The following is a 13,553-nucleotide window of genomic DNA, read 5'->3' as shown; positions in this document are numbered from 1 at the left end:
TCAGCTTAAAACAACAAAACCGTATTTTTGCAAAGGCCATAAAAAACCAAAACAGCATTATAGCCGAACCACCCCGAAAATTTTCAGACGGCCTGTCGCTTGATTCCCTTAGCTAGTTTAATTTCAAAAACACCTTCAAAAACCATAGAAACAACATAAATCCGCTAAAAAACCTCAAAACCTTGTTCTTAAATTACAAAACAACAAAATTATCGTAAAATATAATTATTCTTATTTTGGTTCGATTAAATTTTAATTATAGAAAGACGTTCATGAACGCCCCAGCCCTTAAAACATTAGCACTCATTATTGCCACTCTGCCTTATGCAGCCTTAGCAGAAAACACTGCAACACCCCGGCCAGAACAAACTGCCGAGCTGCAAACCGTCAATGTAACCGGCAAAAACCGTTCCACCCGCACCGAAAACCGCGACTCTTACACCACCTCTGCCATGCGCACCACCACCGGGCTTGCCTTGTCTCCGAAAGAAACGCCGCAGTCGGTAAGCGTGATTACCAAAACGCAGCTGGATAACCAAGGCATGACCAATATGGAACAAGCCTTAAAAACCACAACCGGCATCAACGTGATTCCCGATTCCGGCCGTTGGCGTTATCAGTCGCGCGGCTTTTACATCGATCAAATTGAAGAAGACGGCTTATCCACTACCGTTGCAGGTTCGTCCGGCAACCCGTACAACGACCCTCAAAGCATGAGCAATCTGGCCATCTACGACCATATCGAAGTTGTCCGCGGTCCGACTGGCCTGACCCAATCCAACAGCGAACCCGGCGGCACAATCAATGCCGTACGTAAACGTCCGACCGCCAATACGCAGGCAACCTTAAGTTTTATGGCCGACCGTTTCGGCGCAGCAAGCCTGATCGGCGACGTATCGGGCAGTTTAAACAGCAGTCACAGCGTCCGCGGCCGTTTGGTTTCCAGCCTGACACGCAATAAAACTTTCCAAGACAAAAACCCAACCAAAGGTCAAATGCTGTACGGGATTTTAGAGGCCGATATCGGCGAGAACAGCAAAGCCACACTTGGCGGCCTGTACCAACGCACCGAAGAAACACCCGATTTTTACGGCGTACCGATGGGCAATGGCTTTGACCTTAACCTTCCGAGAGATACCTATCTGGGCGCGGAATGGAATCAAATCCGCTTTTACAAACGCAATGTCTTTGCCGAATTCGACCATCAAATCAACGACAATTGGAAATGGAGCAGCAAGCTCAACTACAACCGTTCTTCATCCGCCCAAAACTTCGCCACCGCAGCCAATACAGGCGGCAGGTTCGCTGGCATCGGACAGAACGGTATTTTTACCGGTGCAACCGACAACATCCAAAAATACGACAATACCGGCAAACAATTTGCCTTCCAAACCGGCGTATCCGGCAAATTCCAAGCCTTAGGCAACGAACAGCAGGCATTTGCCAACTACACTTATTCACGGGAAAACAACAGCTCCTACAACCTATGGAAAGTCCGTACCTCTAACGAATACAATATTTTCGATTACGACTGGAAGAGCGTGGCGCGCACCGATTGGACAAGCGGCAACGCCAACTATACCGATACCGAACGTACCATCACCAACCATGCCGTATCGACAGGCGTTCTCTTTACCCCTTGGCACAAACTCCACATTTTGGGCGCATTGCGTTACACACACTGGGTATACGACTTCGACAACCGCAAAACAGGAAAACTGTCCGAATACCGAAAATCCAGCCTTGTCCCTTACTTGGGCATTACATTCGATGTCGACAAAAACCACAGCATCTATGCCAACTACACCCAAATCAAAAAACCGCAGACCAACCGCGATATGGACAACAACCTCCTGAACCCGATTACCGGTACCAATACCGAAATCGGCTTCAAATCCGACTGGTTCGGCAACGGCAGGCTCAACAGCTCGTTTGCCCTCTACCAAATCATTCAAAAAAACCGTCCGTATGATTTAGATAAACGCAACGCTATGGGCGAATGGGCATATCAGGCCATTGGCAAAGTTCAAAGCCGCGGCTTTGAAGCCGAACTCTCCGGCGACCTCACCGAAGATTGGAAAATATCGGCAAACTACGCTTTCAATATGAGCAAATATAAAGAAAGTGAAGGGGCGCGTTACCCCATCGGCACAAACTTCAGCAAACATACGCCCAAACATATGTTCCGCCTGTACACCAGCTACCGCCTCCCCTTTACCGACCGTAAATGGACCATCGGCGGCGGCATGACCGTACAAAGCAAAACCAACAGTTTGTGGAATGTAGGCCAAGGCGGCTACCTGCTTTGGAATGCCGATGTTCATTACACACCGACCAAAAATCTCAACCTCAGTTTGATCGGCAGCAATTTGGGCAACCGCCGCTACTATGAAAACCACCGTATTCGCACAATGGGCATTAACAATATTTATGGCCAACCGCGCAACGTCATGTTCAAAGTCGATTACAAGTTCTAATCCCACTTGATTCAAAGGCCGTCTGAAACCGATTCTTTCCGTTTTCAGACGGCCTTTTCCAATCAAACCTTTTTTTAAATCTTGATATAAAGCAAACAGTCTAAAAAATTTTCTCAACCGAAAAAAATTCCTGTTGATTTTTTTCACCGTCTCGATATAGTTATTTATAGCTAGTTTGATACTACCCTTTGTATCTAGCTTTCATTGCATTACCACCTCCATTCGTTGCCAACGGCTCCCTTTCCGGCGGCAACCTTTTTTTGACCCGATGGTTTGGCAAAATCGAAATTGAATCAAATAAAATGATTCGGAGATTTAAATTTAATTTTTAAAACAAAACGGATTATAAAAAATAACTGCTCAATTTAAACAGATATTGCCGCCAATATTTAAAAACAAACAGATCTTTCTTTATCAAGGACCTCATCAAATGCATCATTCTGAGAAACTATTCAAACTGAGCACACTTGCTCTCTGCCTTGCCGCATTGCCCCAAGCCGCACAAGCTGCCGAAGAGGTACAACAGGCTGAAGTGGAACAAGTTACCGTAGTGGGTAAAAACAAAAGCCTGCGCACTGAAAGTCAAAACAGCTACACCGTATCCGCCCTGCGCTCAACCACAGGGCTGGTTCTCTCTCCGCGGGAAATTCCCCAATCCGTCAGCGTCATTACTAAAAAACAAATTGAAGACCAAGGCATCATCGACTTAGAAGGTGCGTTGCAAAACGCTACCGGCATCAATGTTTTCAAAAGCGGCGGACGCACGCATTTCATGTCGCGCGGCTATTTTATCGAACAGTTTGAAGAAGACGGTATTGCCACTCAACTCGGCTCACCCGGCGGATTCGGCTTAGGTGGCCCGGCCGGCGACCCGACCAGTGCAACCGATATGGCAATGTACGACCACATTGAAGTAGTGCGCGGTGCGGCAGGTTTGACACAGGCAAACAACGAACCCGGCGGCACGGTAAACGCCGTCCGCAAAAAACCGACTGCAAAACGCCAGCTTTCCGCCGATTTGATGGCAAACTCATGGGGCAAAGTAAACAGCGTCTTTGATGCATCCGGTACCTTAAGCCAAGAGCACGGCCTGCGTGGACGCTTTGTTGGCTCGGTTGGCAGTAACAAAACCTTCAAAGACCAATCCGGCGGCCGCGACATCCTGCTTTACGGCGTGATGGACAAAGACATCGGCGACAACAGCAAACTTACCTGGGGCGCAAGCTATCTCAACCAAACTGAAACACCCGACCCCGACGGCCTGCCGATGCGTGCAGACGGCAAAGAGTGGAAACGCAGCCGCTATCTAGGTGCGGATTGGAACGAAGCCCGCCTGAAAAAATACAATCTTTTTGCCGAATTAGAACATTATTTCAACGACAACTGGAAACTGAGCAGCAAACTGGACTGGCGCAAGAACACCAGTTCAAAAGAATATTACACGCTGGGCGGCACAGGTAACGGCATCGGTACAGACGGCCTGGGGACCACATACAGCTTCGACCGTTACGATGCAGGCAACCGCCAGTTTACTTTCCAAAACAACCTGACCGGCCGCATCTTCGCTTTCGGCCAAAATCACGACCTCTTCTTCATGCACAGTTATTCCAAAGAGAACGTGAATTCAAGCAACCGCTGGCTCAACGACAGCAGCAACTATGACGCAGATACCTTTAACGGCAGCGAGAAAGCCAAACCCGATTGGGATTCTGCCACAGCCAAAGCCCGTGGCGGCGACGGCCGTTATACTACCCATGCCTTTGGTTTGGGCGCGCGCATCAATCCTACCGACAAACTGCACATCATCGCAGGCGGACGCTATACCAGCTGGAAACGCGACTACTATTGGGATCGCGACCTCAAAGACGGGGTAGCAGGTTCATCAGACTCGCTCAAACGCAACCGCTTCGTTCCTTATGCCGGCATCACTTACGATATCACGCCTAAACAAAGTATTTACGCCGCCTATACGTCCATCTTTAAACAAACAATGAACCGCGACTACAACGACAACCTGCTGCCGCCGATTATGGGACGCAACTACGAACTCGGCTGGAAAGGCGAATGGAACGAAGGCCGTCTGAACACCTCGGTCGCCCTCTACCGAACCGACAAAGACAACAACAATCAACGCGTCAATGCCAAACCGCACGCCTACTGGGAATCGCTCAACCAAAGCAGCCGCGGCTTGGACGCCGAAATCTCCGGCAGCCTGAGCGACCGTTGGCAAGTTTACGCAGGCTACACCTTCAACCGCAGCACCAACCGCAGCAGCGTTACCGGCAATGTTGAATCGCGCCGAAAAGGCTACAACTTCAGCAGCCATACGCCGAAGCATATGTTCCGCCTCTACACCAGCTATATCCTGCCGGTGGATGACGGCAAATGGACAGTCGGTCTTGGCTTGAAGAGCAGCAGCAAAACCGCTAATTCTTCCGGCTCACTCAAGCAAGGCGGCTACACCATTTGGAACACCAACGTCCAATACCGCCCGAGCAAAAACCTGCAACTGGGGCTGGCAGTCAACAACCTGACCGACAAACGCTACTACGAAAACCAATACAGCCGCGGCTTAAACAGTGGCAACTTCTACGGCGAACCACGCAACGCCGTGTTCAGCCTGAAGTGGAAGATGTAAATAGCGGCAAACCGAAAGTAGATTTTCCTCTACTCTTCAAAAGCATATAAAAACCAATCATTGCTTATAAACAAGGCCGTCTGAAAACCAAATTCTGTTTTCAGACGGCCTATCACGCACATTCACAAGCATTCATTATGAATACGCTCAAAAAATTCTTTTACCTTGCCCGCCCTTTTTGGTCAGGAGCACACGGTCGCCTCCAATGGCTGATGCTCGCCGTTTTGATAGGGTTTACCCTATTCTCCATCACCATCAGCGTTTGGATTGCCGCATGGGACAAACGCTTCTACGACGCGCTGGCCGCGTTTGACGGCGCATCCATGCCCACGCTCATCGTTGAATACCTCGGCTACATGGCGATGATTATCGGCTGCATCGTCTGCGGCGACTGGCTGCAAAAACGCCTCATCTTCCGTTGGCGCACCCATCTGACCGATCAATTTCAAAAAAACTGGCTCGAAGGCCACAAACACTACCGCCTGCGCCTGACAGGCGAACCGGACAACCCCGACCAACGTATCGCCGAAGACATCTACCTCCTTGCCGACAAAAGCATCAGCCTCTTTCGCTCCTTCATCAATAATATTGCCAAATTCAGTGCGTTCGTTGCCGTATTGTGGACACTCTCCGGCGTGCAGACCTTCAACATCGGCGGACACAACATCACCATACACGGCTACCTTGTTTGGGTTGCACTGATTTATTCCATCTTCAGCACCGTCATCGCCCACCTTGTCGGCCGCAAACTGAAAAACCTCAATATCGACCGCCAGCACCGCGAAGCCGACTACCGCGCAGCCCTTTTACGTGTACGCGACCATGCCGAACAAATCGCCTTCTACAACGGCGGCGAAGCCGAAACAGGCCGTCTGAAACAGCGTTATCTACGCATCCGCGACAACTGGCGACGGCTGACCAACTGCGAATTCCGCCAAGAAACCTTCTGGGCGACCTATGTGCGCATCAGCATCTTCATCCCCATTCTCGCCACCCTGCCCATGTACCTCGCCAAAACCATGACCTTCGGCGACATGATGCAGACGCGCACATCGTTTGCCCGCGTTCAAGACAGTTTCGGCTGGTTTACTGACGCATACCGCCGCCTGATTGAATGGGCGGCAGTCATCGAGCGGCTTTCCGGTTTTCAGACGGCCTTAGAACAAGCAGAACAAAAAAGCCCCTCCCTTCAGTCACACCAAACAGATTTGCCGCATCATCGCGGCAAGGCAGTCCTGCAAAACCTTACCATCCACACCCAAACCGGCATCCCCCTGCTCTCCGGCATCAGCCTTGAAGCCCATGCCCCTGAATGGCTATTGCTCGAAGGCAAAAGCGGCATCGGAAAATCCACGCTGCTTCGCGTGCTTGCCGGTTTATGGCCGTATTATCACGGCAGTTTTTCCCTTGAAGGCAGCCGCCTGTTCTTCCCGCAACGCCCTTACCTGCCTGCGGACACATTGCGTCAAACTGTCAGCTATCCCTATGCGGCCTGCCAAGACGACCATTTGATTCAAACCGTTTTGGAACAAGTCGGCTTAAGCAGCCCCACGGGTAGGTTGCACACGTTGATGACCGATTTGGACACTTCATACGAATGGCACGGCATCCTTTCCGGCGGCGAACAGCAACGCCTCAGCCTTGCACGCGCACTGCTGCACAAACCGCAAATCCTGTTCCTAGATGAAGCCACCAACCAGCTCGATGATGAATCAGCCCTGATGTTAATGCAGACCCTCAAGCAACATTTGCCCGATACTTTGGTCATCGGCATCAGCCACCAACCCAAGATTAAAGCCCTGTTTGATAGCTCACTGAATTTGAATGAAAAAATTATTTAAATGTTAAAATGTGCAAAACGCTTGCTTTCAATCCTAACAAGAGATATAGTACCAAGTAACTAGTTCTTATTGATGAGAGCTACTCCTTGGATACTTGCCTCCGGTTCTCCAACCCGGGGGCATTTTTTTGCGTTTTTATTTTATGTTTGTATGAATAGGATAAAGACGAAACACCCACCACAAATCAACAAACAAATCGAACCGCAAACTGCGTTTTCCAAACGCTCAGGCCGTCTGAAATCCTCTCCATGATGTCGTTAATCCCATATTTCAGACGGCCTGTTTAACTGTCTATTGCAAAGCTTGGCACAAGCACCGCTGACCGACTGCAATTAATTACTATATAATCAAACGCATTGTTACCCCTACAAAGGAGCCACACCATGACCACAAAAATTAAAATTGGTATTGTCGGTGCAACCGGATATACAGGCGTCGAATTGTTGCGCCTGCTCAGCAGCCACCCCAACGCAGAAGTCACTGCCGTCACCAGCCGAAGCGAAGCCGGTATTGCGGTTGCCGACTACTTTCCCAGCCTTCGCGGCATTTACGACCTTGCATTCCAAACGCCCGAAGATGCCGAACTTGACCGTTGCGACCTCGTGTTCTTCGCCACACCCAACGGCGTGGCCATGAAAGAAGCACCGGCCCTTGTGGAAAAAGGCGTACGCGTGATTGACCTGTCTGCCGACTTCCGCATCCGCGACATCCCCACATGGGAAAAATGGTACAAAATGACCCATGCAGCGCCGCAACTCGTTTCCCAAGCAGTGTATGGTTTGTGCGAACTTTACAAAGACGACATCCCCAAAGCCATGTTGGTGGCCAATCCGGGCTGCTACCCTACCTGCGTTTCCCTGCCCTTATTGCCGCTGCTTCAGGCTGGCCGTCTGAAAGCCAATGCGCCGCTGATTGCCGACTGTAAATCCGGTGTTTCCGGTGCGGGTCGCAAAGCCAGCACCCACGCCCTATTGTGCGAGGCAGGCGACAACTTCAAAGCCTATGGTGTCGGCGGCCACCGCCATTTGCCTGAAATCCGACAAACCCTGTCCGGACTGCAAGACCATGTTTCAGACGGCCTGATTTTCGTGCCACACCTTGTTCCGATGATACGCGGCATGCACGCCACCCTGTATCTGCACCTGCAAGAACATACCGATCCTGAAGCCTTACTGCGCGAATACTACCGCGACAGTCCTTTTGTCGATATTTTGCCTTCAGGTTCGACACCTGAAACCCGCAGTGTGCGCGGTGCCAACCTCTGCCGTATCAGCGTTCAAAAAGCGCCCGATCAAGACGATGTGTGGATTGTTCTTTCCGTCATCGACAACTTGGTTAAAGGCGCAGCCGGTCAAGCCGTGCAGAATATGAACATTATGTTCGGCCTGTCCGAAACCACCGGCCTGACTAATGCACCATTGATGCCTTAAGCCATCCTTATTAAAAACACAAGGCCGTCTGAAACAATGGTTTTCAGACGGCCTTTATTAATTCATACGCAAACATCACTCATACACCACGCCGGCAAGCATTTCTTCTTCATTCAAGTTGCCGTACTGTTGCTCCCAATCGTGGGTAGCCTCCACCATATCGCATTCTTTGGCAAAAGCCAGCAACCTGCCGTCCATCTGATCCAAACTCAAGCTGCCCAAGCGTTCGCATTCCGAAGCCGTCAGATTACCGTCCGCCTCATGCGCCTCCGAAGATCCGAAAGGCAGAGCAAAAAAACCCAGTACCAACGCCAGCAGCACCCAAAAAGTATTTTTACGCGAACGAGTCATTTCACACCTCTCATCATAATCATATAGCAGGTTTAAATCAGAAAAACTAAACCAAATAAAATTAAACTAAGAAAAATCGAATAGAAAATTAGAAATATCGATTTATCTAAGACAAAACGAATAATACTAAGAAAAAATAGAATGTGCAATACTTTTTCTTAGATTAGGTAATTTTTTTCTTACAATTTTATAAAAACTAAGGTAAAATACACTCAAATCGTCCAAACTATATAAAAAACATACCTTCATAAAGGCATAAACATGGATACCTTTAAAGACCGCCTAGCTTTCTTATGGAAAGATGAAGCCCGCCAAGCCAAAATCGCCGCCGACATCGATATGACCATCGCCGGATTCAGCCGTATCTGGAACGAAGGCGGCCTGCCGAAATCGGAAACGCTAAAAAAAATCAAACAACTTAAAGGCTGCAGCATAGACTGGCTTTTAACAGGCGAAGGTTCCCCCTTCCCCGATTCCGAAGCCCCAAAAGCCACAGCAACCGACACACTGGGCAACCCAGTCGATATAGACGAATTTGTCTTCGTACCGCGTTACGACATCCAGGCCGCAGCCGGACACGGCCAGCTCGTCGGCGACGAACAGCCGATGTTCGCCATGGCGTTCCGACGTTATTGGATTGAAAATTATGTAACGCGCGACATCAAAAACCTTTCCGTTATCTCAGTCAAAGGCGACTCGATGGAAGGCGTGCTGAATGATGGCGACACCATCCTCATCAATCACGGACAAACCACGCCGCGCGACGGCCTCTATGTTTTACGCCTCAACGAAAACCTTTTGGTCAAACGCCTGCAATTGATACCCGGCGGCATCGTCAACGTCATTTCTGCCAACGAAGCCTACCCTACTTTTGAAATCGACTTTAAAAATCCGACCGACGACGTTGCCATCATCGGCCGTGTCGAATGGTTTGGCAGAAGTATCTAAATCTGACATACTGGTGCTTGAAATTTCTGCCATGCCCTCCATGTAAGCTGGCAGACCCTGTCTGCACAAACTTGCCTTGACTAACGGTTTGCGCGACAATAGTAAAAATATTCATATAAAAGGAATCACATCATGTCAGACGAAAGCCCTATTATCTTTACTGACAGCTGCTGCACCAAAGTTGCCGACCTGATCGCCGAAGAGAACAATCCCGATTTGAAATTGCGCGTATTCGTCAACGGCGGCGGTTGCTCCGGCTTCCAATATGGTTTTACCTTTGATGAAATCAAAAACGACGACGATTTCGAAATCCAGAAAAACGGCCTGACGTTCTTGGTCGACCCGATGAGCTACCAATATCTGGTTGGTGCAGAAATCGACTACACCGAAAGCCTGCAAGGTTCTCAATTCGTCATCCGCAATCCGAATGCCGAAACGACTTGCGGTTGCGGCTCGTCCTTCTCCGTATAAATAATCCGTTTCTTCATGAAAAACAGGCCGTCTGTATCTTCAGACGGCCTTTTGTGTGAATTTATTTTAAACAATATTGGATTTATCTTATAATAATAATATCGGGCGTGAATATTTACTCTACAATAGACATAACATTGGACATGCATATTGCCATATAAATAAAAAATCATTGTCCAGCCGATTAACGACACAAAGGCACCTCCTATCCGGTCTGCCTAAGACTGCGGCCTCTGTTTTTGCCTGCATCGCAAGCCAAAACAGCTCAAACACAATAACAAAACCTCAGGCCCAACCCATTTGGTTGACGCAGTCGAAATATTCATGGGATATCAATGAGCAAACAAGAAAAATTTTTCGACGTATATGTTTCCTATCCGCCGAACACGGATAAGGAGCGCATCCATGCCTGCCTGTATGACAACCTGCCTGAAAACGAAGTCGAGAGCCTGATTCAAGCCTTGGCCGAGCGTCCGCAAGCCATTGTGGCCGAAAAATGTACCCAAGACGAGCGCGAAAATGCGCAGCATTACTTCAGCTATTTGGGTTTGGACGTAATCGTCCGTCAGGCTATGGAGTTGGAAGCAGTCGAAGAAGAACCCGTGTTGGCAGTCAACACTCCCGACCCTATCCAATGCCCAGTCTGCATGACGATTATCGACGAACTCGACGCACAGGAATGTAAAACCTGCCACTTTGATTTGACAGAAAAAAATGAGCTGGCCATCCAGCGCAAGCGCATTGAATGGCAGGAAAAAATCTCTTTCGAGCATAAAAAACAAACCGAAATTGCCCACAAGCTCAAATATGAACGCGAGCAGGAAGAGAAAAAGCTGCGCAAGAAAATCCGTGCTGAATTGGAATCCCAACTACGCGAAGAGTTAGGCCAAAATCCTGAGCTGGCCGCACTTGCAGCAAGGAAGAAAACACAATTTCTGCTTACAATGGCTATCGTATTCGCCGTTTTGAGTCTGCTTGCACTCGGCTATATCGCTGCAAAATTCTTCTAACCTGATTTCAAAACTCAAGGCCGTCTGAAAAACAGATTTTCAGACGGCCTTTTATTTCCTTATTGATTGAATCATTTCAATCAAGCCTCTTGCACATCAACGTCCACTGACCATCTGATTTTACCATCGCGGTTTTGCTGCAACACTTGCACCCATAAACTCACGGCGCGGTGCAAATCCTGTCGGGACGGGGATTCGAGGAAGATTTGCGCGCGTTCGCGTTCGGCGAGGCGGACCATCAGCATGGGTGCGGCGCCGAACTGAGAGACGCTTTCGGGCAAAAGCGGGGCCAGGGTTTCTTTGGCGGCGTTGAGAAATTCCATCGCATCGGCAACGCGCGGCGCATCGGCACGGACGGCCGTCTGAAAACCGAAAGGCGGCATGGCGAACATTTGCCGCTCTTTCAATTCGTTTTCGGCAAACACGGCGTAGTCCTGCGCTTTAACGGCGGCGAAGACGGGATGTTCGGGCAGTTGGGTCTGTATCAACACCTTGCCGGGTTTGTCGGCGCGCCCCGCCCTGCCGGACACCTGCATCAGCTCGGCGAACAGCCTTTCCGGCGCGCGAAAGTCTGCGCTGTACAGGCTGCCGTCGGCGTTCAACACGATAACGAGGTTGAGCCGCGCAAAATCATGGCCTTTGGCAAGCATCTGCGTGCCGATCAGAATGTCGATTTCGTTGTCGGCGATGCGGCGGTACAAATCCGCCCAGTCGTTTTTGTGCGCCGTACTGTCCCTATCGACGCGGACGACGGCGGCCTTGGGCAGGAAGGTGCGCAGTGTTTCTTCGACGCGCTGCGTGCCGTGTCCGACGGCGGTCAGGTCTTGGTTGCCGCAGTCGGGGCATTTGGACGGAATGGGTTCGCGGTGGTCGCAGTGGTGGCAGCGCAGTTGGCGGGCGCGTTGGTGCAGCACCATTTTGGCGGAACAGTTTGGACAGCCGAAGGTATGACCGCAGTCGCCGCAAAACAGCGCGGGCGCAAAACCGCGCCGGTTGAGGTACACTAGCGACATACCTCCTGCTTCAAAGTTCTGTTTCAAAAGCTGCAAGGCTTGCGGCGAGAAGCCGTTGTCGAGTTTCAGACGGCCTACGTTGAGGATATCCACTTGCGGCAGTTGCGCGGAAGCATGGGCGCGCTCGGTCAGTTGCAGCAGGCAGTACGCGCCGCTTTGCGCCTTGTGCCAGCTCTCTAGGCTAGGCGTGGCGCTGCCCAATATGATGGGACAGCCGCTCTGCTTCGCCCGCCACACCGCCAAATCACGGGCATGGTAGCGCAATTCGTTGTCCTGTTTGAACGAGCCGTCGTGTTCCTCATCGACCACAATCAGCCCGATATCAGGCAAAGGTGTGAACACCGCCAGCCGCGTGCCGATCACCAGCTTCGCCTGCCCCAACATGGCACGCAGATAATCCTGCGTGCGCCTGCCTGCCGCCATCTGGCTGTGCAACACGGCGGTCGGCACGTCGGCAAAACGGTTTTCCACCCGCTTCAAAAGCTGCGGCGTGAGATTGATTTCTGGCAACAGAAACAACACCTGCCGCCCCTGCGCCAACACTTTCGCCATCGCATCGAAATACACCTCAGTCTTGCCGCTGCCGGTGATGCCGTACAGCAGAAACGGCTGAAATTTACCAAAGGCCGTCTGAATTTCATCGGAAGCCTTCTGCTGGTCGGCATTCAACACAAATTCAGAGTGCGAAGCCTGCCCATGGCACGACTCTAAAACGGACTTTGCCGCTTCCATCGTTTCAATCCAACCCTGCTTCGCCCAATCTTCGATTAACTTCGCCGCCTGCGCATTCACCTGCTTCAACGCCACCATCGTCATCCCGCCCGACAGCAGCGCGCTCCACAAAGCCGCTTTTTTGTTGAACCGAGACGACGGCGGCGTTTGCGCCCTACCCGCTTCGTTCAAAGCGTAAAACAACGGCGGCTGCGGCATTTCCACCGCGCGCGTTTCCTTCAAACCCTGCGGCAATGCGGTAAATACTGCCTGCCCGGTCGGATAGTGGTAATAACGCGACGTAAACGCCAACAAATCACGCCAGCCTTGAGGCAACGGCTTTTCTTCCACAAAGGCCGTCTGAACGCTCAAAATCCGCGCCGTATCCATATCGGGCGCAATATCCGTTTCCCACACAATCCCAACGACGGTTTTATTGCGGAAAGGCACGAGTACCCGCGTTCCCGGAGGAAGCGGCTTGGAATAGGAATAAGTCAAAAGGCCGTCTGAAAGCGGCACGTTTACGGCAATACGGTGGTAGAACATACAAACAATCAAATCATTTTTTCGTATTTTAACAGCCGAAAGCTATTTTCAGACGATAAATTGAGCCTCAATACAATGCAGGCATGACAGAGGTTTGATACAATACCTTACTTTTAA

9 protein-coding genes are annotated in these 13,553 nt (G+C 50.4%); 7 read left to right on the top strand and 2 right to left on the bottom strand.

What is annotated here, in order from left to right:
- Positions 1–272: 272 nt before the first annotated feature.
- The 4 genes from O3681_RS07735 (at position 273) to argC (ending at position 8,386) form a co-directional block, all read left to right on the top strand.
- Complete coding sequence (locus tag O3681_RS07735) at positions 273–2,477, top strand: TonB-dependent siderophore receptor (protein ID WP_371459666.1); 2,205 nt, start codon at positions 273–275, stop codon at positions 2,475–2,477.
- Positions 2,478–2,907: 430 nt separating this feature from the next.
- Positions 2,908–5,115 (top strand): TonB-dependent siderophore receptor, encoded by a 2,208-nt coding sequence (locus tag O3681_RS07730; protein WP_371459665.1) that lies wholly within the window; start codon positions 2,908–2,910, stop codon positions 5,113–5,115.
- Between the two features lie 137 nt (positions 5,116–5,252).
- Positions 5,253–6,956, top strand: a complete 1,704-nt coding sequence (locus O3681_RS07725) for an ABC transporter ATP-binding protein/permease (RefSeq protein ID WP_371459664.1) — start codon at positions 5,253–5,255, stop codon at positions 6,954–6,956.
- Positions 6,957–7,339: 383 nt separating this feature from the next.
- Positions 7,340–8,386 carry an N-acetyl-gamma-glutamyl-phosphate reductase gene (gene argC, locus O3681_RS07720; protein WP_371459663.1) on the top strand — a complete coding sequence of 349 codons (1,047 nt, stop codon included), beginning with the start codon at positions 7,340–7,342 and terminating at the stop codon, positions 8,384–8,386.
- 75 nt (positions 8,387–8,461) lie between these two features.
- Here the strand turns inward: argC and O3681_RS07715 are convergent, their stop codons facing one another.
- Positions 8,462–8,737: a hypothetical protein gene (locus O3681_RS07715; protein ID WP_003680156.1), complete on the bottom strand. Its 276-nt coding sequence runs from the start codon at positions 8,735–8,737 to the stop codon at positions 8,462–8,464.
- Positions 8,738–8,998: 261 nt separating this feature from the next.
- On the opposite strand from O3681_RS07715, the gene O3681_RS07710 reads away from it, so the two are divergent.
- From O3681_RS07710 to O3681_RS07700, 3 genes are all read left to right on the top strand, one after another.
- The gene (locus O3681_RS07710) at positions 8,999–9,685 is read left to right on the top strand and encodes a helix-turn-helix transcriptional regulator (protein ID WP_070645871.1); all 687 of its coding nucleotides are present in this window, start codon (positions 8,999–9,001) and stop codon (positions 9,683–9,685) included.
- 132 nt (positions 9,686–9,817) lie between these two features.
- Entirely contained in the window at positions 9,818–10,156 is a 339-nt protein-coding gene (gene erpA, locus O3681_RS07705; RefSeq protein WP_003680162.1) for an iron-sulfur cluster insertion protein ErpA, read from the top strand.
- Between the two features lie 335 nt (positions 10,157–10,491).
- On the top strand, positions 10,492–11,166 hold the full coding sequence (locus O3681_RS07700) for a hypothetical protein (RefSeq protein WP_308882091.1): 675 nt from the start codon (positions 10,492–10,494) through the stop codon (positions 11,164–11,166).
- A gap of 80 nt (positions 11,167–11,246) precedes the next feature.
- Here O3681_RS07700 and O3681_RS07695 read toward each other — a convergent pair whose 3' ends face one another.
- Complete coding sequence (locus O3681_RS07695) at positions 11,247–13,436, bottom strand: primosomal protein N' (protein WP_107723711.1); 2,190 nt, start codon at positions 13,434–13,436, stop codon at positions 11,247–11,249.
- Positions 13,437–13,553 lie beyond the last annotated feature (117 nt).

The organism is Neisseria sp. 27098_8_158 (assembly GCF_041433145.1).
GTDB classification, from domain to species: Bacteria; Pseudomonadota; Gammaproteobacteria; order Burkholderiales; family Neisseriaceae; genus Neisseria; species Neisseria subflava_E.
This window is presented reverse-complemented; position numbering and strand designations above follow the sequence as displayed.

Coding starts and splice junctions, on each gene's coding strand:
- O3681_RS07715 (WP_003680156.1), bottom strand. CDS start 8,737: ATGACTCGTTCGCGTAAAAATACTTTTTGGGTGCTGCTGGCGTTGGTA.
- erpA (WP_003680162.1), top strand. CDS start 9,818: ATGTCAGACGAAAGCCCTATTATCTTTACTGACAGCTGCTGCACCAAA.
- O3681_RS07735 (WP_371459666.1), top strand. CDS start 273: ATGAACGCCCCAGCCCTTAAAACATTAGCACTCATTATTGCCACTCTG.
- O3681_RS07700 (WP_308882091.1), top strand. CDS start 10,492: ATGAGCAAACAAGAAAAATTTTTCGACGTATATGTTTCCTATCCGCCG.
- O3681_RS07730 (WP_371459665.1), top strand. CDS start 2,908: ATGCATCATTCTGAGAAACTATTCAAACTGAGCACACTTGCTCTCTGC.
- O3681_RS07710 (WP_070645871.1), top strand. CDS start 8,999: ATGGATACCTTTAAAGACCGCCTAGCTTTCTTATGGAAAGATGAAGCC.
- O3681_RS07695 (WP_107723711.1), bottom strand. CDS start 13,436: ATGTTCTACCACCGTATTGCCGTAAACGTGCCGCTTTCAGACGGCCTT.
- O3681_RS07725 (WP_371459664.1), top strand. CDS start 5,253: ATGAATACGCTCAAAAAATTCTTTTACCTTGCCCGCCCTTTTTGGTCA.
- argC (WP_371459663.1), top strand. CDS start 7,340: ATGACCACAAAAATTAAAATTGGTATTGTCGGTGCAACCGGATATACA.